Genomic DNA, 18,940 nt, shown 5'->3' with positions numbered 1-18,940 from the left:
AACACCTGCCATGGAACTCGCGGTTTATCCCCCGCGGCTGAATGGGAATGAGCAGGACTGGATCTCTGGACAGAGAGGAACGATTGCAAAAAGAAAGATTTGAAAACCAATACCCCCGGGCCGCTTAGCGTTCCGGGGGTATTTTCAGGGATAGCCGCCTTGGACCTCCCGCCATCACAGCCTATTCTTTAACAGAGCTCCCGAGCATTCCTGAAATAAACTGGCGCTGCAGCAGCAGGAAGAAAATCATGATCGGCAAAGTGGAAATAGCCGTTCCCATCATCAGCTGTCCGTAGTCGACTTTTGATAGCCCGATCAGGCTCGACAGGGCAACCGGTAAAGTGTACATATCCTGTGTATTGAGAATCACAAGCGGCCACAAAAAGTTATTCCATTGAAACATAAACAGAAAGATGGCCACCGCTGCAAGGGAGGGCTTCATCGTCGGAAGCACGATGGTAAAAAAGATTTTAAATTCGCCTGCTCCGTCCACTCTCGCTGCTTCAAGCAGAGAATCCGGGAGCGCCTTCATATTCTGCCGCATCAGGAAAATCGCGAAAGGATACGCAAGATTCGGCAGGATAACTGCCTGGTATGTGTTGATCCACTCAAGGGCTGCCATCATTTTAAACAGCGGAATCAGCGTCACATGATACGGGATCATAATCGCTAAGAGCAGGACGAAAAAGATGGCATCTCTCCCTTTGAATTTGAACTTCGCAAACGCATAGCCCGAGGCGGAGCAGATCATAAGGGCAAGCGCCGTATAAATGAGCGTAATCGTGAGGGAATTTCCGAGAACCTTTAGAATGCCAATGGATTCATCCAGGTTTTTCAGGTTGTTCCACAGTTCGCTTCCCGGAAGAAAATTCGGAGGCACCTTAAAGATCTCCCCGCTTGAATGCGTTGCCCCGATTACCATCCAGTAAAATGGGCCAATGGAGCAGATGACTCCGGCAATAAGAAGAACATACAGCAGTCCTTTTGAAATGGTTTTTTGTGTTTTCATCAGTCTCGGTCACCTGCGACTTTCATCTGAATCCAAGAGAGAAACGCAATCATGATGACAAGCACATAAGCGATGGCGGAGGCATAGCCAAAATCAAAATACTTAAACCCATTTTGGTATAAATATAGAGAAATGGTTAGCGTAGAGTTATTCGGTCCGCCCTCTGTCAGAATAAACGGTTCATCAAAAAGCTGCAGCGTTCCAATTGTAGACAGCACGAAGGTAAACAAAATAATCGGACGCAGCTGCGGAATCGTAATGTAGAAGAACTGACGGACTCTCCCAGCCCCGTCAATGCTTGCGGCTTCATATAAGGATTCGGATACGTTCTGAAGTCCCGCAAGGTAAATCACCATATTGTAGCCTGTCCATCTCCAGGTGATGGCAATCATGAGGGCGACTTTCGACCATGTAGTACTCGTCAGCCAGCCCACTTTTTCCATTCCCAGCAGAGATAGAAAATAGTTGATGATTCCATAGTTTTCATCCAGCATAATCATGAAAACGATAGAATACGCGACAAGGGCAGTAATGGCCGGCATAAAATAGGAAATCCGGAAAAACGCCTTCATTTTAATAAGCTTTGAATTCAGGGCCGCGGCAAGAATCAAGGCCAGGAAGAGCTGGATCGGTACTTGAATAATCAGGATAAAGAACGTATTCTTCAACGCGGTTAAAAATAGAGGATCCTTGAAAAGCCTCACGTAATTTTCAAGTCCTACAAACGCCATTTCGGCTCCGTCGCTTTTCTGAAAGCTCATAATGAAAGAAGAGATGACCGGATAGACCGTAAATAAGCAGAAGAGAATGACCGTAGGTGCAATGAGAATATAGGGAAAGTTTTTCGGTGTGATCCAACTTTTCCTGTAAGTCTTTGGTTCAAAGACCTGGCTGGGAGCTGTCTTTTTTTGAAGTTCTGCCATAGTGGAATCCTCCTCTCGGGACATAGGAATGAAACGCGTTTGTTCATTAACTTTAGAAACAGTGGAATGAAAAGAGCTGCCGTAAAACAAGCAGCCCTCTCCTTTTTCCTCAGCAAAATGGCTTCGGTTACTTATTGATTTCGCGTTTCGATTCATTTGCCAGCTGATCAGCAGCTGCCTTCAGCACTTCTGCCGGGTCCTTCATATCCAGCAGGGCCGCAGCCTGTGCATCTGCCGCATATTTCAGTCCGCGAGGGTAATCGTTTGTATAGTTAGCCGCCGGAATGTCTTTTACTTCATCTGCAAACATGCGGAAGATCGGCTGGTTATTAAAGAAAGCAACCGGCTCATCAAAATATTTGTCTTCGTATGTTTCAAGCAGGGAAGGAAAAATTCCGTATTTTTTTAGTACGTTGACTTGTGTATCTTTATCGGTTGTGAAAAATTCAGCAAATGCGTACGCTGCCTCTTTGTTTTTAGACGCGGCAGGGATCACGATGTCCGATCCGCCAAGGTTGGCATTGCGGTTGCCGCCTTTTTCAAAGGCCGGAAGCTGCATAACATCCCATTTTCCTTCAAGGTCTTTTGCCTGCTCCATGATCGTGCCTGTGTACCAGACACCGAATGGCACAGTCGCAACAGTTCCGTTCACCGTGGCTGTAACGGTCCCGTCCCAGCCGTCGACGTTTGCAATAAGCTTGTTTTCCTGAAGCTTCTGAATCATCGACATGGCTTTCACCGACTCTTCTGACTGAAAGTCGATGTTTCCTTTTTCATCAAAATAAAAAGCACTCTGCTGATTCAGCATCATCCGGTACAAAGCATCGTCTTTTGCAATATCAACCGGCACCATTGCTGCATTTGTTTTTTCCTTAATGACTTTGCCCGCCTCGATGAAATCATCCCACGTTTCAATCGATTTTGGGTCTACGCCCGCTTTTTCAAAAAGATCGGTTCTATAAAATACGCCTGTTGGCCCGATGTCCCAAGGCATGGCGATAAATTTTCCATCTTTGTTTTTCGCTGTGGCAATCTTGGATTTTCCGAACTTATCTTCATATTGATCGAAGCCTTTTTCAGAAAGATCCATGAACCCTTTCGGGAACTGCTTTTTGTAGTTATCGAGACGATCGCTTTCCACCATTAGAACGTCCGGAAGTCCGGCACCGTTCGCGGCAAGTCCCACTGTGAGCTTATCGTATAAATCCAGACGACCGATATCCTGAACCTTGACTTTTACATCCGGATACTTTTTCTGGAACTGATCAACGGCCAGTTCCATAGAGCTTGCAGCAACATTCCATCCCCAAACGGTAATTTCGCCCTTAGGCTTTCCGCCATCCCCAGCGGAACCACCCGTTCCTTTCGAGCTGCAGGCAGACAGCATCCCAACTGTCATCACCGCAGCAATCAGAACTGCCCAGTACTTTTTCATATAAATCCCCCTTTTTGTATCCGCTTTCATTTCTCCCCAAATACAAAGTCCGTTACTTAATTAAATAATATAACGAACTACTATAAAAATAGCACACTTTTTTCAAAAATGTAAGGGCTTTCTTATACAGTTTGTCTCCTATTTTCATAGTTTAGCGAAAACATGTCTGCGAGAACGAGAGTGACGGCTCCGACAAGCCCGGCCCGGTCTCCAAGCCCCGATTCCACGATGAGGGTATTCCTCGCTTCCTCACTTAAAGCGCGTTTTTGAACGACTTCCTTGAGGGGTTCCAGCAAAAAATGCCCGGCCTTCGATATTCCTCCCCCAATAATGATTTTCGGAGGATTCAGGATATGGACTAAATTGGAGATGGCCGCACCGAGGTATTTGCCTGTAGAGCGCAGAATCTCAATGGCCAGTCCATCGCCCTGCCCTGCAGCCTGGTGGATGATCTTTCCGCTGATTTTTTCCACATTTCCTTCCGCAAGCTCGGAAATAAGCGTTTGTCTTCCCAAAATAATTTCTTTTACCGCCGCATGCTTCAATCCATCATGGGCTGCAAGCGTCTGCAGGCAGCCGTAGCTTCCGCATGTGCACTTTGGTCCATTTAAATCAACGACCGTATGACCGATTTCCCCCGCCAGTCCATGCCGTCCTCTGAAAAGCTGGCCATTCATAATGATCCCCGCTCCAATACCATATCCGATATTGATGCAGATCAAATCTTCAAATCCGATTCCATTGCCAAACCATGCTTCTCCAAGTGCCATCGCCCTCACGTCATTTTCTACCTTCACCGGAATCATAAATTCTGTCTCCAGCATACTTTTGAGCGGAATGTTCTTCATATGAAGACCGGGTGCGAAAATGGAGATTCCCTTTTCAGCGTCAACAATTCCGTGCATCCCGATTCCAATTCCCATAATTTTTTCCCTCGGAACCGCAGATTGATCAATCAGCATGTAAATCTGCTTAACAATGGTTCTGACAAGCTCTTCTTCTCTCATTTTTTCATTTATGGAAACCATATTCTTGAACAGAATGTCCGCATTTAGATCCGTCATGGCAAAACGGATTTTTTTGACCCCGACATCCACCCCGATAATGTAAAAATTCTTTGAATTGATTCTCAGCATAATCGGCTTCCGCCCGCCGTTTGAAGGACCTGTCTGCCCCTCCAGCACGAGCCCTTCATTCAGCAGTTCATGGACGATATTCGTCACCGTCGGCGGGGTGAGTCTCGTTTTTTTGGCGATATCTGCTCTCGATATCGAACCCGATGACCGGATAATATTTAAAATAAGCGACCGGTTCAGGGACTTCATTAGCTGAAAACTTCCGACTAAGTGGTTTGCCACGCCTCTTCTCCTCCTTTCCTAAAAAAATAGCTTTGTTAAACTTGGGTGTTGATTGCATCTAGCAGGCGCTCGCCTTCCACTTCGATCAACAGCTGTAAAAAATCAACATCAGGCTTTATCAGAGCCAAAAAATAAATGCATTCCGCCTCCTGCTTCATTAATTAAGTTAATTTTGATAGGCTTTATGTAAGCACTTTCATTTATTATCGCAACCGTTTCTGATTTTGACAAGGGCTTTTATAGGGGGACAGGAAATAGGAGCTCAGACGCCTCTCTTTTGGAATGTGTCTTGTATAGAGGAAAATAAAATGGAGCCGAACCTAGCAGGAGTCTTCGCTGGGAAAGCGGTGAGCCTCATCCGTGCTTTAGCGCCTGCTGCATCGTTTTTTAATAGATATCTCAGCAGCCTAGCAAGAGACGAATAGATTTTCTCCCTGCTGACATCCCACCTCTCCACTTCCAGCACAAAAAAACCGGCTCAGTGAATCTTAGCCGGCCGGACTGCTTTTCATGCTTTATTCAGCTTCGGGAACACAAGCTCTGCGAATCGGTATGCTTCTTCTAAATGCGGATAGCCGGATAAAATGAATGTGTCTACTCCGGCTTCCTCGTATTCTTTCATTCTCTCGGCTAAAATATCAGGATCGCCTACTATGGCTGTACCTGCGCCTTCGCGGGCTAATCCGATTCCTGCCCAAAGGTTTGGCGCAATCTCCAATTTTTCACGAAGCTTGGAACCGCCGTGCAGGGAAGATTGCGTACGCTGCGCCGTTGAATCGAAGGACGCGTGGCGGTCTTCGAATTCCTTTATGACCGAATCATCTACATGACGGATCAGCCGCTCCGCTGCTTCCCATGCTTCTGCTTCCGTCTCTCTGACAATAGCATGAAGCCTGATACCAAAGGTGAGCGTTCTGCCTTCCTTTGCAGCCTTTTCTTTCATCTCTGCAATCTTTTCTTTTATTTGTGCAGGCGGCTGTCCCCACAGCAGGTATACATCCGCATGCTTTGCTCCCACCGTCTTTCCTGCAGGAGATGAGCCTCCGAAATAAAGAGGCGGATACGGCTTTTGTACAGGCGGCTCAGGGATGCTTGCTCCCGTCACTTCCAGATGCTTTCCTTTATGATCCACCCGTTTTCCTTCCATCACTTGTCTCCAAATATCCAGAAACTCATCGGTCACTTCGTACCGCTCGTCATGGCTGTGATAGCTTCCGAAAGCGGCTTGTTCAGCCGGGTCTCCGCCTGTTACAACATTCAATAAAAGACGGCCATCCGAAAAATGGTCAAATGTAGCGGCCATTCTTGCAGACAGGGTTGGCGACATCAGTCCCGGCCGGAGCGCGATCAGAAATTTCAGTTTTTGTGTAACAGATGCCAAATAGGAAGCAGTAACCCATGAATCTTCGCAATTTGCACCTGTCGGCAGAAGAGCACCGTCATATCCAAGGCTGTCCAAAGCAGCCGCAATCTGTTTTAAATAATGGATGTCAGGCTTCCGTTCACCTGCTCTTTTCCCTAAATAATGTCCGTCACCTGCGGTTGGAAAAAACCAGAATACATTCATGCTGTACTGTACCCCTTCCTCTCTCTCTGTTGAGAAACTGCCTTGTAATCAAGTTATGTCTAAATGGATGGGACATGTCCTGATAAGCCAAAAGAGCACTGTATTCAATCCGGTGCATCAGGCTCTCCGTTACCAGGATCATCCGAATATTCGTTATATTCCATTGTAAAGTCGATAATTCCGATACGTCAAGTAAACAATCTGAAATAGCAGGAAATTCAGTTTTCGGGAAGAACCTTATTTTAAGGACGGTGGTAAGAAGATGAATGCATTGGAAAATCAGATGAAACAGCTTTTATCCTACTCAGCTGAACCTACGAGATCAACGGAGGAATTATCCTCTTTCTGGCAAAAAAAATTGGAATCCCTTAAGAATACTCCTGTAAGAGCAAGCTTTTCTGACACCACGGATCTATTTCCTTCCGTACATGTGTATTCTGCGGTTTACTATGGCTATGATGAGACACCGCTTCACGCACGGCTGCTCGTCCCGCTGTTTGCAGAGGATCAAGAGCTTCCCTGTGCCGTCGTTTTTCACGGGTATGGAGACAGCAAAGGCCTGCCAGAAAAACATGCGGCCCTGCTTTTAATGGGTGTTGCCGTTTTTGCGGCTGATGTAAGAGGGCAAGGCGGGGAGACAGGGAACCATTTGCCGAGTGCACATGGAATGGCGTCCGGGTGGATCACCCAGGGAATTCTGGATCCTGAACATTCCTATTATCTTGCGATTGTGCTGGATGCTGTCAGAGCGTTAGACGCCGCAGCCTCCCACCCAAAAGTAGACGCAAGCCGGCTGTTCACTGCCGGTCTCAGCCAGGGCGGCGGACTGGCGCTGATGGCCGCTGCATTAAGCGGAGACAAAATAAAATTCGCAGCCGCCTCGCTTCCCGGTATGTGCCATATGGATCTTGGAATCATGAAATCAACCGGCTCTCTAAGTGAAGCCGCTGCTTTTATTCAAAAACACCCTGAGCATCTTGAAAAAGTCATGAGCACGCTAAGCCTGTTCGATTTACTGAATCATGCTCCGGCTATTAAAGTCCCCGTTCACATCCAAGTCGGATTAAAGGATCCGGTCTCTGTTCCGGAAAGCATCATGGCCGTATACAACAGAATTCCATCCCGTAAAAAGCTTGACGTCCATCCTTTTACCGCGCATGAAATGACTGCGCACGTGCAGCGGAGAATGCTGGAATACGTGAAGGAAGAACTTTTCAGCAAGTAGCAGGTTTTGATCATGCAAAGGGCCATTTTTAGGAACAGGGGGACCCGCCAGAGGAGAAAGGGAATCGCCCATTGAACGTTATGCTGACTTTTGAGGGGTTTATGCTGACTTTTTTCTGATATTTGCTGACTTTCCGTATTTTATGCTGAATCGGACTGACAATGGGCGGCAGCCATAATTCCAATTGAGAAACATAAAAAAATCGCCCCCCGGAGAAGGCGATTTTTTTATGTTCTTATTCTACCGCTCCGTATAGCTCTTCAAGCGGCTTCATGATGATTTTATTTAGTTCGGCGATAACCATGCTCATGCGCTGTTCGGCTTCCATAAGTTGGGCGATCGTTGGATGCTGCTGGACAAGCGCGACAGATTTTTGCGCCTGCTCGACTTCCTCTTGTGAGATTTCCTGGCCGGACATTTGTTTTTGCTGAAGCTTCAGCTGAATGTCACGGAAGTTGTCGAACATATTTTTAGCTGCTTCATCTGCGTTTACTTGATCGTACAGCGCTCTCAGCTGCTTGTATTCTGTGCTTTCGCGAAGCGCTTTTTCCAGACCGCTTGCTTCATCATATAAATGGTTTGACATATGGTCGCCCTCCTTTTTAATACGATCCTAGTTTAGGACCCCTACCCACTATAACAGAAATGCTTTTGTTTTTCATGGGATGCCTGGCCGGCTCATGTCTTTACCCTTGGAAAATGGCGAACAAAGCCTGGATGATTCCAATCAGACCGCCGAGCAGGGCTCCCAAATAAGTAATCATTTTCAACTCACTGCTTGTAATGGAGAGCACCATCTGCTCCAGTCTTTGAGTGGAGAACGTATCGACCTGTTCCTTGACGATCTGCTCAATTCGAAGCTGTTTCATGAGCTCATCCATATGATTGGTCAAACCGCCAAGTGCCATCGAAATCATATTTGGGATGAACCTCGTTCTCATCTGATTGTGGTAAGGCTCTGTTATTTCGTAGACCGTTTTGCCATACCAATCCTTGATGCCGGCAGAGCGGATGATCCTGGTTTTAAGCTCGCCGATGCTCTCGTTCAGATTCAATTTCTCCTGAATCTCCCGGAATTTCAGCTGCTTTGCTTTTTGCCATTCGCCTGTAATTAAGTCGCCGATAAAGGCTTCCGTTTCGCCGTTTTTCAGGAATTTGATCAGCTCCGGCTGCACGAGGTCGGATAGGTTCATATTACCAGTAAACATTTGAATCATGCTTCCCAGGCGGCCGCGTTCTGCCAGGAAGTCATCGATCATATTCCGGATCCTGTTTTTGCCTTCCACGCTCTCAAAATAGCGGATCCCTGAAAGGATTATATAATGAGCGATTTCTTTCGCTTTTCCGTCAAGCTTTGCTTCAAGCGCCGGCGGCATTAGCTCCGACAGAGTCTTTTCGCGGTTTTCCGCTTCAAATTCTCTCCATTTGTTCTCAATCATTGTTAAAATCATTTGCTCGGTTTTCTCATCCGCGTGACTGACGCCAGCTTTTTCAGCGATTTCGAGCACTGTCTGATTTTGTTTCAACCAGTCAAACACCATTTTTTCAGCCCATGATTCAAGGGCCTGTCCAAAAGAAGATTCTGTTATTTTCTTCTTGAGGCTATCCGCCGTAAGCAAATGTTCGATCACCATTTTCCCCATCTGCTCCGCCATTTGGTCTCTTCGCTTCGGAATCAGACCCGGAGTAAAGGGGACCCGCTTTCCAAATACGTAGACAGGATTATAGGGCCTGAACAGCATTTGAATGGCCAGATGGTTCGTGATTCCGCCAATCGCTGCTCCAATTCCAATCATAAAAATAAAAGTCCATAGTACGCTCATTCTAACACTCCATATCTTCACATACTTTTCGTTTTTTCCATAAACTGCTGATAAGGACATCTGCCTAGAACAAATTATAGTTCTAGTTACGCCATTCGGCAAATGAGGGATTGCGATGAAATGGAAAAAAACCGATCTTTTTCTTCACGATGATCCAAATCCGTCTGTCAAAATCAGCAGCGGACTGCTTGAACAATTCAGGGAATTTTCAAATTCCCGATGGTGTGTCCTTTCGATTGGAAGGAATAGTGTGAAAGTCCGGCTCGTAATTATAAATGATAAGAGTTCTTTCCTCTCCTTATCCAAGTCCGCCGCCCTCTCTGCTTCCATTCCGGAACGGCTGATTGGCGGCCAAACCCTTCAGATTCGCATGGAAGCAGACCGGATTTCGCTTGGACCCGTTTTTGCCATCCTTACAGACAGCCGGGCTGCAGAGAATCACATTTCACTCGGGAATATGGAGGATTATTTTACAGAGCTTGCTTCTTACTGTGCGGAGAGAGGGTATTTATTTTATCTGTTTGCTTTGAAAGACTGGAAAGAAGGGAACGTCAGCGGCTGGGTGCGGCAGGATGAACAGTGGGTAAGGACGGTGATGCCTTATCCGGACGTTATTCACAACCGGCTGCATCAAAGAAAAACGGAGCTCGGGTTCCCATTCATTTCTTTTACAAAAGAACTGGTCCGGCTTGGAATCCCTTTTTTTAATCACCGCTTCTTAAACAAATGGGAGGTTTATGAATGGCTTGAATCGGATCCTGTTCTGCTGCCATACGTTCCGGCTTCTAAAAAACTTGCTTCCAAGAAGGATTTCGATCTGTACACCGCAACCTATGCTGATTTTTTTATTAAGCCGATCTACGGGAGCCAGGGGAAAAAAATATTCAGGGTCCGGGAAACGGATGACGGATATTTACTCGATGATACGTCTTCCATAGAACCGGCTTCCCGATTCAAGGAAACCGATGAACTATTCAGGCATATGTATCCGAGGCTGACAAAAGAGCCTTACATGCTTCAGGAAACCATCCGCATCATTACGTACCACAGCAAGCCTCTCGACTTCCGCATTCTCTGCCATAAAAAGAATGAACAGGTATGGGGGGTCACGTCGATGACAGCAAGGGTTTCATCAGACAGCACCTTCGTTTCGAATCTATATCAGGGAGGCACAGCCTATCCGGTCAAAAAAATTCTGACGGAGCTGTACGGCGATAAAAAAGCCCGCAGCATCCGAAACATGCTTGCAGAACTATCCGAAGAAATCTGCCTTGCTGTCGAACGGAATACGGACGGCTGCTACGGAGAGTTCGGAATTGATTTGACATTGGATGAGGATGAGCGTCTCTGGCTGATCGAAATTAATTCCAAGCCTTCCAAAAACAGCGAATACGTTTCAGGGCTTGTAAAAGTAAGACCCTCCGCTAAAGCGGTGGCGGATTTTGGAATGCATTTAAGTAATCGAAATGAGGTGGAAAAGAAATGAAGATGACACTCGGATTTATGACGCTTCATCAGGAAGCGGAAAAAGCATATTCCACTGAAATTGCCAAAAGATCCGGTGCCTACGGACTGACACTGTTCCGTTTCTGTCCTGCTGATATTCAGCCCGGCACGGCGCTTGTAAAAGGATTTGTATATGAAAACGAAACGTGGACACCTTCTCTCCAGCCCATTCCAGCCTATATTTATGACCGGTGCTTTTACAGCAAGGGGGACCGCTCATCTAAATCCCGCCCTATAGCCGAATGGCTGAAAAACAGACCCGATACGGTTTTTCTTGGAAAGGGACTGCCCGATAAATGGGCCGTGTACGAGGCGGTCAAAAAAGATTCCACTCTCTCCTTCTATCTTCCCGACACCACACTCATTCAGACAGCCAAGGATGTACTCCCGCTTCTGTTCCGTGAAAGACAATGCATGTTAAAGCCATTAAAAGGCTCTCAGGGACGCGGGATTATCGCCCTGACCCTTAGCGGAAAAACCATTGAAGCCGTATATCACAGCGGGGTTCATAAAAAAACGAAGCCCTTCCCTTCTTTGGATGAATTTGAATCGTGGATGAATCTGTTCCTAAAGCAATCCCCCCACGCTTACTTAATGCAGCCTCTCCTTTCGCTCTCAGACCGGAACCGCTATCCGTTTGATATCCGGATTCTGATGCAAAAGGATGGAAACGGCAACTGGACCGAGCGCGGACGGGGAATTCGAAGAGGGTACCAAGGCTCCTTCATTTCCAATTTGGGAAGCGGCGGAGAAGGCAACTCCTACGAGGACTGGTTCAGCAAACTATCAAGGCGCCAGGCTTATCTTTTCCATGATGATCTTTCCACCATTCTGGCGAAGCTTCCCCTTGTTCTCGAGGAATCGTTCGCTTCCCTGTTCGAGCTCGGAATCGATATCGGCTATTCCCGGGACGGATCAATCTGGATTCTCGACGTCAACTCAAAGCCCGGACGACAGCTTATTATGCAAACATTGCCGGAACAGAAAAACAATCTTTTTGAAGCCCCCCTTGCATACTGCAAGCACCTGATTTCAGGGAATAGTCTCGCCGGCAGCGACCGCCCATTACCAGAATGAAAGGAGCCTGAACGAACTTATGTCCGAATTTTATACACTCTATCTGCTCGATGAAAACGACAGCGGACCGGAATTTCATTTCCCCGCCGGCCATGATGTGTTCGATTCCGTCACCCATGCCGCTTTTGGAACGTTCTGCCTTCCGTGCACTTCTCAGACGAGCGGAAAAAGCGAATCCGAAATCGGAATCCATCCTGCACTCGTGAAGAAACTGAAGCTCCCTTTTGCGGGGAAAACAAGGATTCTCGTTCATGACGGAATTCTGTATCTAGGTCCGCTGATCGGCATTTTCACAGCAGGATTTACAGATTCGCTTCTCCGTCCGATTGGGGAACGCTCATTATTTTTTGCGAAAATGATGAGCATGGACCAGACAGCCGGAATGTATACGGTTGTCTTCGGCGCCCATCACATCAATTGGGAAAATGGAACGGTCACCGGCTATACATATGGCCAAAAAGGGTGGAGCGAGCTTGAAGTCCCTATCCCAAACGTCGTATATGACCGCCTTCCGAACCGAAAAGTGGAAAACCATCAGGCTCTGAAGCTCGTGAAACGCCGGCTGATCGAAGAATACGGAATCCCATGGTTCAATCCAGGCTTCTTCAACAAATGGGACATTCACCAAACGCTATCCGACATTCCGGAAGCCCAAGGGTATTTGCCTGAAACCGTCCTCGGTCCGACTCTGGAAAAAATTGAGCAAATGCTCAGTTCCTATAAAAGCGTGTATTTGAAGCCGGCAAACGGCAGCCTTGGTCTCGGAGTGTTTCAGATCATGTACAGCCGGAAGGAAGAATGCTACTTCTGCAAATACAGGGATGAAACCTTTCAGAACAAACTGAGAAAGTATCCTTCCCTTGAACATTTCTTCAAGCATTCCTTCGAAGGCCGGCTCCTTGATGCGTATCTTGCCCAGCAGGGAATCGAGCTGTTCCAGCAGGGCGGCCAGCCGGTTGATTTCCGTATTCACACAAACAAAGATGCGGAAGGCGAGTGGAATGTAACGGCGATTGCGGCGAAGGTTGCCGGGCGGGGCAGCGTCACGACTCACTTAAACAGCGGAGGCATTGTGAAAACACTGGAGGAGCTGTTCGATGATCCCCAGGAACGAATCCGTGTCCTGCATCATTTAACCGACGCCTCCATATTGCTCAGCCGTCATATTGACAGTAAAGTTCCCGGGTTCATCGGGGAAATTGGATTTGATCTCGGATTGGATCAGTCAGGGAAGGTCTGGCTGTTTGAAGCCAATTCCAAACCCGGACGCTCCATCTTTTCCCATCCGAAGCTCAAGGATGGAGATTTGCTTTCAAGACGGCAATTCCTTGATTATGCCATGTTTCTCATGAAGAAGTCTGTTGAATCGCCGGAGGATATCGTTCAATGACGACCGGTCAGCCGAGGGTTGCCATTTTGACGGCTTCAGGAAAAAATCCCCGGACCTTCTGCGGCAGCGAGTTTTATTTTAAAAAACTGATCGGGGAGATTTCCAGACGCGGCGGTCTATGCTATGTCCTTACACCCGAAGGAATGAAGGACCGGTATGCGGAAGGATTCAGCTTCTTTGCCGAAAAGCATCAATGGCGAATCATTAAAGCTCCGCTTCCGGACGTTGTCTACAACCGGATTCCAACAAGAACAGCCGAACAAAAAGCGGAGGAGTGCCTTAAGAAGCTGAAAGAAAAACAAATCATCCTGTGCAATCCTTCCTTTTTCAATAAATGGGAAGTCTGGAATGCTCTATCCGATGTCCCCCTTCTCCGTCCCTTTCTCCCGATCACCTCCTTTATAGAAAGTGAGGAAGATTTAAAGGAATGGACGGCAAGACTTGGAAAAATCTACATTAAGCCAGTCCATCAATGCAAAGGAAAAGGCATTATGAAGGTGACTATGCTAAGCAAACACGCTGTACTGGCAGAAACGATTGAAGCGCCTCCCTTTCAAACAACGATTGAAGAGGTGTGGGAGAAAATTTCCGGCACACCTGTCATCGTTCAGCAGTCCATCGATTCGGATTTGATCAATGGAAGGAAATACGATTTGCGAATCCTTGGCGTTTTTAATGGAACATCCCACGTGCTCGCTGGAACCGGAGTGCGCGTAGCGAAAAAACAAAACCTGACCACCCATGTACCAGCCGGAGGAGAAATCGTGCCATTCCGCCTGATTGAAAATCGGGTTGATCAAAATCAGCTGCACTTTCTCACAGAAACAGCCGGGAAAGCCCTATCAGAAAGGTATGGACTGATCGGGGAATTTTCAATCGATGCCGGCCTCGATCAAAACGGGAACCTTTACATTTACGAAATCAATTCCAAGCCCATGAAATTTGATGAACCCGAAATTGAACGTGCCCGCATTTCGCAGCTTTCCAGGCTGTTCCTTCATCTGGCGGAAACCCGATCCTTTTGACCAGTTATTGGCAAAAGGATTTTTTCTGTTTATGCCGTATTTACTTTAGTAAAGAAACATTGAACAAGGAGTGATGGAACATGGTTCAGCATTTTCAGTGGAAACCCTTATTCCAGCAGGCAAACCTGCCGGGATGGCGAATTTCCTTTTATTTTAAAGGAACCCATTACGATGGCATTTACCATAAAAATGGACAGGTGGAATGGGGCACATCCATTCCTCCGGGAGACGAAGAAGAACACTTGCTTACCCAGATCCATGAACTGATGCTTTTTCACGTTTATGAATAAATGAAACAGCAGAACGGACACTTTCGTTCTGCTGTTTTTGTGCGGAGATGGCGGGGGTGCCTGTCCCCTTCTGCTTCACCGCAGCAGGGGACATAGACCACAGCCGATCAACCCTTATCTGCCAAGGCTTTCAAGCGGCGGTGCCAGAGCTTTAGTACGGTAAAATTTCAGGGGACTGGCACAGTGCCTGTCCCCTTCCGCTTCACCGCAGCAGGGGACAGAGACCTCAGCCGATCACCCCTTATCTGCCAAGGCTTTCAAGCGGCGGTGCCGGAGCTTTAGTACGGTGAAATTTTGGGGGACTGACCCCCGCCGGTAACTTTCCAGGTACAATCAGCCAGCATCTGGTTTTCTGCACATCTCCAAACCGCTTTCCGCTCTCTATCCGCCTGCCGGTACTACGGGACTGACTTCCTGTTATAATAAAAATCACACTACCAATATAAAGGAGTATGGCGATGCTTCAGCAACTGAAGATTTACTTCCAGCATGATCTTCTATCGGGAGAACCAAGGCTGATGGATGAGTATAAATGGTTTGAAACAGCTGACGGAGAGAGTTTTGGCATTCGGAAATCCAGGCTGACAGATAAAGAGGAAAGCTTGCTTCAAGCTCTTTTTGAGGAAGTTTTTCTTCATGAGGATACTGGCGGAAATTCAGCAGAAAATCGGTGGTACGGCTATTTAACGGGAAAAGATCCTTCGCCCCCTACTCCTCTTGCTGTTCGCTTTATTCATGTGAAATTCAGTGAACGCATTGAGGATAAGCAGGCATTTGTGGAAGCGGCGGGAGGATTTATGGAGGAGTCTGAAGTCGTCTGGCTGTCCCGGCAGACGTGTGTTGTTATTGAAAAGGCGGCATCAGGATTGCTTGATATGGAATCCATTGCCGCTCTGTCCTCCTCCGTCCTGAGTGACTTTTTCATGGAGCCTGCCTTTTTCATCGGACAAATCCATGAAAGCAATGCGCAGCTGAAAGAAAAATTTGATGCTGAGCGGCACATGTTCCTGGAGTTCCCGGGACTTCTTCCAAAAAATAAAATCATGACCTTTTATGAAGCCTGTCCCCTATTTCTGACGGGAAGCCGGTATCGGGCTGTTCAAAGCGCGATTTCGGACCGGCTGATTGAAACGCTTGAGGAGGAAGAGCTGATTTCAACGCTGAAGGTGTTTTTTTCCAGCAACTTAAACGTTTCTTCTGCAGCCAAAGCGCTGTATATGCACCGGAACAGCCTTCAATACCGGATTGACCGCTTTATTGAGAGGACAGGGATTGATATTAAATACTTTTCTAACGCCCTTGCGGTTTATCTCTTGATTATTCACAGGGAAAATCCGCTTCCTCCTGTTGAATAGGCAGATTGCACGAAAGCCCTTTCAGTTTTTTGTGCAACTTGTCTATTTACGCTTTCCCTTCCTTTTTCTAGAATGAAAGTATAGATAAAACGCTTTCAAATTTCTGAAAAAAGCATTTATTAGGAGGAAGAGACATGGCAGAACTAGTATTGGATTCCATCCATAAAATTTACGACAATAAAGTAACCGCGGTTAGCGATTTTAACCTTCACATTCAGGATAAAGAGTTTATCGTATTCGTAGGGCCTTCAGGCTGCGGTAAGTCTACGACTCTTCGTATGATTGCAGGACTTGAAGAAATTTCAAAAGGCGATTTCATGATCGACGGCAAGCGCATGAATGATGTTGCGCCGAAAGACCGCGATATCGCGATGGTTTTCCAGAACTACGCTCTTTACCCTCATATGAACGTATACGATAACATGGCATTCGGATTAAAACTGCGTAAATTCCCTAAGGATGAAATTGACCGCCGCGTAAAAGACGCAGCAAGAATCCTTGGTCTTGAACAGTATTTAGACCGTAAACCAAAAGCTCTTTCCGGCGGTCAGCGCCAGCGTGTTGCACTTGGACGTGCCATCGTGCGTGACGCAAAGGTTTTCCTTATGGATGAGCCGCTTTCCAACCTTGATGCGAAGCTTCGCGTACAAATGCGCGCAGAAATTTCCAAGCTGCATCAGCGTCTTCAAACGACGACAATTTATGTAACGCATGACCAAACGGAAGCGATGACCATGGCAACACGTCTTGTTGTTATGAAAGACGGTCTGATCCAGCAGGTCGGAGCTCCAAAAGAAGTGTACGAAAAACCTGAAAATGTATTCGTTGGCGGGTTCATCGGATCCCCTGCCATGAACTTCCTGACAGGAAAACTTTCCGACGGCTTCTTCGAAATGAGCGGTGAGAAAGTAACCGTTCCTGAAGGAAAAATGAAGTTCCTTCGCGAGCAAGGCTATGTCGGCAAGGAAATTATCATGGGAATCCGTCCTGAGGATATTCATGATGAGCCTGTATTCGTTGACGCTTCCATCGGTTCTAAAATCGATGCAAAAATTGAAGTATCCGAGCTTATGGGTGCTGAAACTATGCTTTACTCTCAAGTAGCAGGCCAGGAATTTATCGCACGCGTCGATTCCCGTACAGATATCGATCCGGGACAGGTTCTGCCTCTTGCATTTGATATGAACAAAGTTCACTTCTTTGATAAAGATTCTGAATCCAGAATCCGTCCTGCAAGCGAAGCAAAAGCTGTACTAGTGTAATATGAAAAAGAAGCTGCTTACCCGGGCAGCTTCTTTTTTTTTGCTCCAGTCTCATTCTTTTATCATCACAGCTTCCACATGCAAACAATTCGGGCAGCTGAACTGATGAATGCATTCATGCTGTTCCAAAGAATGAAGAACCCCGTCGAAGAGCTTCATTGTATCAATTTCCATATAGGCGCTGTATTCATCCAGATAATCCGTCGCTCTTCCTTCATCCCCCATGATGGTCCCGCAATTGGGACAGAGAATCTCTTTTGCTTCAAAGCCATTGCAAAGCGGGCACATGCTCATCGGAATCAAACTCCTTCATCTGTCATTCTTTCCGTATTTTTTACCTCTGCTTATGAAATATGTGGCCCTTTTTTGCCCGTTGAATAATTTACCAATTTTATATCTGGATGAAACATTCATATCCGAAACATAATACGTAGTGTAGAAAGCGCACTGGGCCAAGCAAGCAGATGCGGGAGGTTCACTCGCTGATTCTCCGGCTGGTGCAAGTCCAGCTGGCCCAACCAAAATACACTCATAGGAGTTGAAAAACATGGCAAACAACACTAGCTCAAACCAACTAGTAGTACCAGGTGCACAACAAGCTATCGATCAAATGAAATATGAGATCGCTTCTGAGTTTGGAGTAAACCTTGGAGCAGAAACAACTGCTCGCGCTAACGGTTCTGTAGGCGGAGAAATCACAAAACGTCTAGTACAAATGGCTCAACAGTCTTTCGGCGGAGCTCGCTAATTTAATATCATGGATTCGAAGGGGGATGCCTTTAGCGCATCTCCCTTCTTCTATTTTGGTGGAATGGCGGCAGACTATTCATGACCGGAAATCCCGCATACCTCTTTTGTTTGGCGGTTCCCGCCGAGGCAAACCTCCATATAATGTACAAAATAGGGATGGAGGGAGCTATGGAGAATGACTGCCGAGCTGGATTGGGGTTTAATTGGATTTATTCTTTTATTTTTCATGCAGGAAACTGATTTGCCTTTTCGGCTATTTCTTTTTAAAAATCCGCAAAGTAAGGTATGATGAGGAAAAAGGGAGTGGCCATATGAACATCGCATTTTTTGGAAGCACGGGCCGGGTAGGCCTTGAACTTGCCTCCTTCCTCACTGAAGCCGGACAGCCCTTCAAAGCACTGGTCCGGTTTCCAGAAAAACTTCATGCTTTAGGGAACGCTGAAATCATAGAAGGAAATGCCCGTAACTTAGTGGACGTGGAAAGAACCGTTGCAGGATGCAAAACGATTATCAGCTGTCTGAATACAGATGGCAATGATACGTTATCCGTCAGCATGGAAATCATCCTGGATGCTGCAAGAAAACATGGCGTTGAAAGAATGATTACCGTTGGAACCGCAGGGATCCTTCAGTCCAGAAATGATTCATCGCTGTACCGGTTCCAATCCAATGAATCGAAGCGGCGTTCAACGAGAGCCGCCGAAGAACATGCGAAGGTGTATGAAATGCTGAGGGAATCGGATTTAAACTGGACAATCGCATGCCCTACCTACTTACCGGATGGAAAGCTCACAGGAATTTACCGCTCTGAAGAAGATGTGCTTCCTGATGGCGGTACATCCATCTCCGTCCAGGACACGGCTCATTTTGTGTTCCATGAATGGCAGAATCCGAGGTATACCGGAAAACGTGTTGGGCTTGCTTATTAGAAAAGCGCCGCATCCT

General features: G+C 46.8%; 18 protein-coding genes. 10 read left to right on the top strand and 8 right to left on the bottom strand.

What is annotated here, in order from left to right:
- Positions 1–181 precede the first annotated feature (181 nt).
- The 5 genes from CEF21_RS07670 to ssuD form a co-directional block, all read right to left on the bottom strand.
- On the bottom strand, positions 182–1,009 hold the full coding sequence (locus CEF21_RS07670) for a carbohydrate ABC transporter permease (protein WP_123914732.1): 828 nt from the start codon (positions 1,007–1,009) through the stop codon (positions 182–184).
- Positions 1,009–1,932: a carbohydrate ABC transporter permease gene (locus CEF21_RS07665; protein WP_123914730.1), complete on the bottom strand. Its 924-nt coding sequence runs from the start codon at positions 1,930–1,932 to the stop codon at positions 1,009–1,011. The genes CEF21_RS07670 and CEF21_RS07665 overlap by 1 nt, the downstream gene beginning before the upstream one ends.
- Positions 1,933–2,059: 127 nt before the next feature.
- The gene (locus CEF21_RS07660; RefSeq protein WP_123914728.1) at positions 2,060–3,367 is read right to left on the bottom strand and encodes an ABC transporter substrate-binding protein; all 1,308 of its coding nucleotides are present in this window, start codon (positions 3,365–3,367) and stop codon (positions 2,060–2,062) included.
- A gap of 122 nt (positions 3,368–3,489) precedes the next feature.
- Positions 3,490–4,725 (bottom strand): ROK family transcriptional regulator, encoded by a 1,236-nt coding sequence (locus tag CEF21_RS07655; RefSeq protein WP_241156789.1) that lies wholly within the window; start codon positions 4,723–4,725, stop codon positions 3,490–3,492.
- 508 nt (positions 4,726–5,233) lie between these two features.
- A complete protein-coding gene (gene ssuD, locus CEF21_RS07650) occupies positions 5,234–6,292 on the bottom strand; it encodes an FMNH2-dependent alkanesulfonate monooxygenase (protein WP_123914726.1) in 1,059 nt (352 codons plus the stop codon).
- Positions 6,293–6,554: 262 nt separating this feature from the next.
- On the opposite strand from ssuD, the gene CEF21_RS07645 reads away from it, so the two are divergent.
- A complete protein-coding gene (locus CEF21_RS07645; RefSeq protein ID WP_123914724.1) occupies positions 6,555–7,517 on the top strand; it encodes an acetylxylan esterase in 963 nt (320 codons plus the stop codon).
- A 235-nt stretch (positions 7,518–7,752) separates the two neighbouring features.
- Here the strand turns inward: CEF21_RS07645 and CEF21_RS07640 are convergent, their stop codons facing one another.
- Together CEF21_RS07640 and CEF21_RS07635 are read right to left on the bottom strand one after the other, a co-directional pair.
- On the bottom strand, positions 7,753–8,103 hold the full coding sequence (locus tag CEF21_RS07640; protein ID WP_123914722.1) for a YlbF/YmcA family competence regulator: 351 nt from the start codon (positions 8,101–8,103) through the stop codon (positions 7,753–7,755).
- A gap of 100 nt (positions 8,104–8,203) precedes the next feature.
- A complete protein-coding gene (locus CEF21_RS07635) occupies positions 8,204–9,340 on the bottom strand; it encodes a DUF445 domain-containing protein (RefSeq protein WP_164462123.1) in 1,137 nt (378 codons plus the stop codon).
- 115 nt (positions 9,341–9,455) lie between these two features.
- On the opposite strand from CEF21_RS07635, the gene CEF21_RS07630 reads away from it, so the two are divergent.
- From CEF21_RS07630 to CEF21_RS07600, 7 genes are all read left to right on the top strand, one after another.
- Positions 9,456–10,826 (top strand): YheC/YheD family endospore coat-associated protein, encoded by a 1,371-nt coding sequence (locus CEF21_RS07630; RefSeq protein ID WP_123914718.1) that lies wholly within the window; start codon positions 9,456–9,458, stop codon positions 10,824–10,826.
- The gene (locus CEF21_RS07625; protein ID WP_123914716.1) at positions 10,823–11,923 is read left to right on the top strand and encodes a YheC/YheD family endospore coat-associated protein; all 1,101 of its coding nucleotides are present in this window, start codon (positions 10,823–10,825) and stop codon (positions 11,921–11,923) included. Before CEF21_RS07630 ends, CEF21_RS07625 begins: the two co-directional genes overlap by 4 nt.
- Before the next feature lie 19 nt (positions 11,924–11,942).
- The gene (locus tag CEF21_RS07620) at positions 11,943–13,313 is read left to right on the top strand and encodes a YheC/YheD family endospore coat-associated protein (RefSeq protein WP_123914714.1); all 1,371 of its coding nucleotides are present in this window, start codon (positions 11,943–11,945) and stop codon (positions 13,311–13,313) included.
- A complete protein-coding gene (locus CEF21_RS07615) occupies positions 13,310–14,338 on the top strand; it encodes a YheC/YheD family endospore coat-associated protein (RefSeq protein WP_123914712.1) in 1,029 nt (342 codons plus the stop codon). Before CEF21_RS07620 ends, CEF21_RS07615 begins: the two co-directional genes overlap by 4 nt.
- A gap of 80 nt (positions 14,339–14,418) precedes the next feature.
- Positions 14,419–14,628 (top strand): YheE family protein, encoded by a 210-nt coding sequence (locus tag CEF21_RS07610; RefSeq protein WP_123914710.1) that lies wholly within the window; start codon positions 14,419–14,421, stop codon positions 14,626–14,628.
- 518 nt (positions 14,629–15,146) lie between these two features.
- On the top strand, positions 15,147–15,983 hold the full coding sequence (locus CEF21_RS07605) for a helix-turn-helix domain-containing protein (protein ID WP_481747664.1): 837 nt from the start codon (positions 15,147–15,149) through the stop codon (positions 15,981–15,983).
- Between the two features lie 134 nt (positions 15,984–16,117).
- Positions 16,118–17,245, top strand: coding sequence for an ABC transporter ATP-binding protein (locus CEF21_RS07600; RefSeq protein WP_123914706.1), 1,128 nt, complete (start codon positions 16,118–16,120; stop codon positions 17,243–17,245).
- Between the two features lie 51 nt (positions 17,246–17,296).
- Here CEF21_RS07600 and CEF21_RS07595 read toward each other — a convergent pair whose 3' ends face one another.
- On the bottom strand, positions 17,297–17,539 hold the full coding sequence (locus tag CEF21_RS07595; protein ID WP_123914704.1) for a hypothetical protein: 243 nt from the start codon (positions 17,537–17,539) through the stop codon (positions 17,297–17,299).
- A 253-nt stretch (positions 17,540–17,792) separates the two neighbouring features.
- On the opposite strand from CEF21_RS07595, the gene CEF21_RS07590 reads away from it, so the two are divergent.
- Together CEF21_RS07590 and CEF21_RS07585 are read left to right on the top strand one after the other, a co-directional pair.
- Entirely contained in the window at positions 17,793–17,993 is a 201-nt protein-coding gene (locus CEF21_RS07590; RefSeq protein ID WP_123914702.1) for an alpha/beta-type small acid-soluble spore protein, read from the top strand.
- 313 nt (positions 17,994–18,306) lie between these two features.
- Positions 18,307–18,924, top strand: coding sequence for an NAD(P)-dependent oxidoreductase (locus CEF21_RS07585; protein ID WP_123914700.1), 618 nt, complete (start codon positions 18,307–18,309; stop codon positions 18,922–18,924).
- Positions 18,925–18,940 lie beyond the last annotated feature (16 nt).

Source organism: Bacillus sp. FJAT-42376 (assembly GCF_003816055.1).
Taxonomy (GTDB): domain Bacteria; phylum Bacillota; class Bacilli; order Bacillales; family Bacillaceae; genus Metabacillus_B.
This window is presented reverse-complemented; position numbering and strand designations above follow the sequence as displayed.

Excerpts from the sequence above, each read along its gene's own strand:
- CEF21_RS07670 (WP_123914732.1), bottom strand. The coding sequence starts at position 1,009 with ATGAAAACACAAAAAACCATTTCAAAAGGACTGCTGTATGTTCTTCTT.
- CEF21_RS07665 (WP_123914730.1), bottom strand. The coding sequence starts at position 1,932 with ATGGCAGAACTTCAAAAAAAGACAGCTCCCAGCCAGGTCTTTGAACCA.
- CEF21_RS07660 (WP_123914728.1), bottom strand. The coding sequence starts at position 3,367 with ATGAAAAAGTACTGGGCAGTTCTGATTGCTGCGGTGATGACAGTTGGG.
- ssuD (WP_123914726.1), bottom strand. The coding sequence starts at position 6,292 with ATGAATGTATTCTGGTTTTTTCCAACCGCAGGTGACGGACATTATTTA.
- CEF21_RS07645 (WP_123914724.1), top strand. The coding sequence starts at position 6,555 with ATGAATGCATTGGAAAATCAGATGAAACAGCTTTTATCCTACTCAGCT.
- CEF21_RS07640 (WP_123914722.1), bottom strand. The coding sequence starts at position 8,103 with ATGTCAAACCATTTATATGATGAAGCAAGCGGTCTGGAAAAAGCGCTT.
- CEF21_RS07635 (WP_164462123.1), bottom strand. The coding sequence starts at position 9,340 with ATGAGCGTACTATGGACTTTTATTTTTATGATTGGAATTGGAGCAGCG.
- CEF21_RS07630 (WP_123914718.1), top strand. The coding sequence starts at position 9,456 with ATGAAATGGAAAAAAACCGATCTTTTTCTTCACGATGATCCAAATCCG.
- CEF21_RS07625 (WP_123914716.1), top strand. The coding sequence starts at position 10,823 with ATGAAGATGACACTCGGATTTATGACGCTTCATCAGGAAGCGGAAAAA.
- CEF21_RS07620 (WP_123914714.1), top strand. The coding sequence starts at position 11,943 with ATGTCCGAATTTTATACACTCTATCTGCTCGATGAAAACGACAGCGGA.
- CEF21_RS07615 (WP_123914712.1), top strand. The coding sequence starts at position 13,310 with ATGACGACCGGTCAGCCGAGGGTTGCCATTTTGACGGCTTCAGGAAAA.
- CEF21_RS07610 (WP_123914710.1), top strand. The coding sequence starts at position 14,419 with ATGGTTCAGCATTTTCAGTGGAAACCCTTATTCCAGCAGGCAAACCTG.
- CEF21_RS07605 (WP_481747664.1), top strand. The coding sequence starts at position 15,147 with ATGGATGAGTATAAATGGTTTGAAACAGCTGACGGAGAGAGTTTTGGC.
- CEF21_RS07600 (WP_123914706.1), top strand. The coding sequence starts at position 16,118 with ATGGCAGAACTAGTATTGGATTCCATCCATAAAATTTACGACAATAAA.
- CEF21_RS07595 (WP_123914704.1), bottom strand. The coding sequence starts at position 17,539 with ATGAGCATGTGCCCGCTTTGCAATGGCTTTGAAGCAAAAGAGATTCTC.
- CEF21_RS07590 (WP_123914702.1), top strand. The coding sequence starts at position 17,793 with ATGGCAAACAACACTAGCTCAAACCAACTAGTAGTACCAGGTGCACAA.
- CEF21_RS07585 (WP_123914700.1), top strand. The coding sequence starts at position 18,307 with ATGAACATCGCATTTTTTGGAAGCACGGGCCGGGTAGGCCTTGAACTT.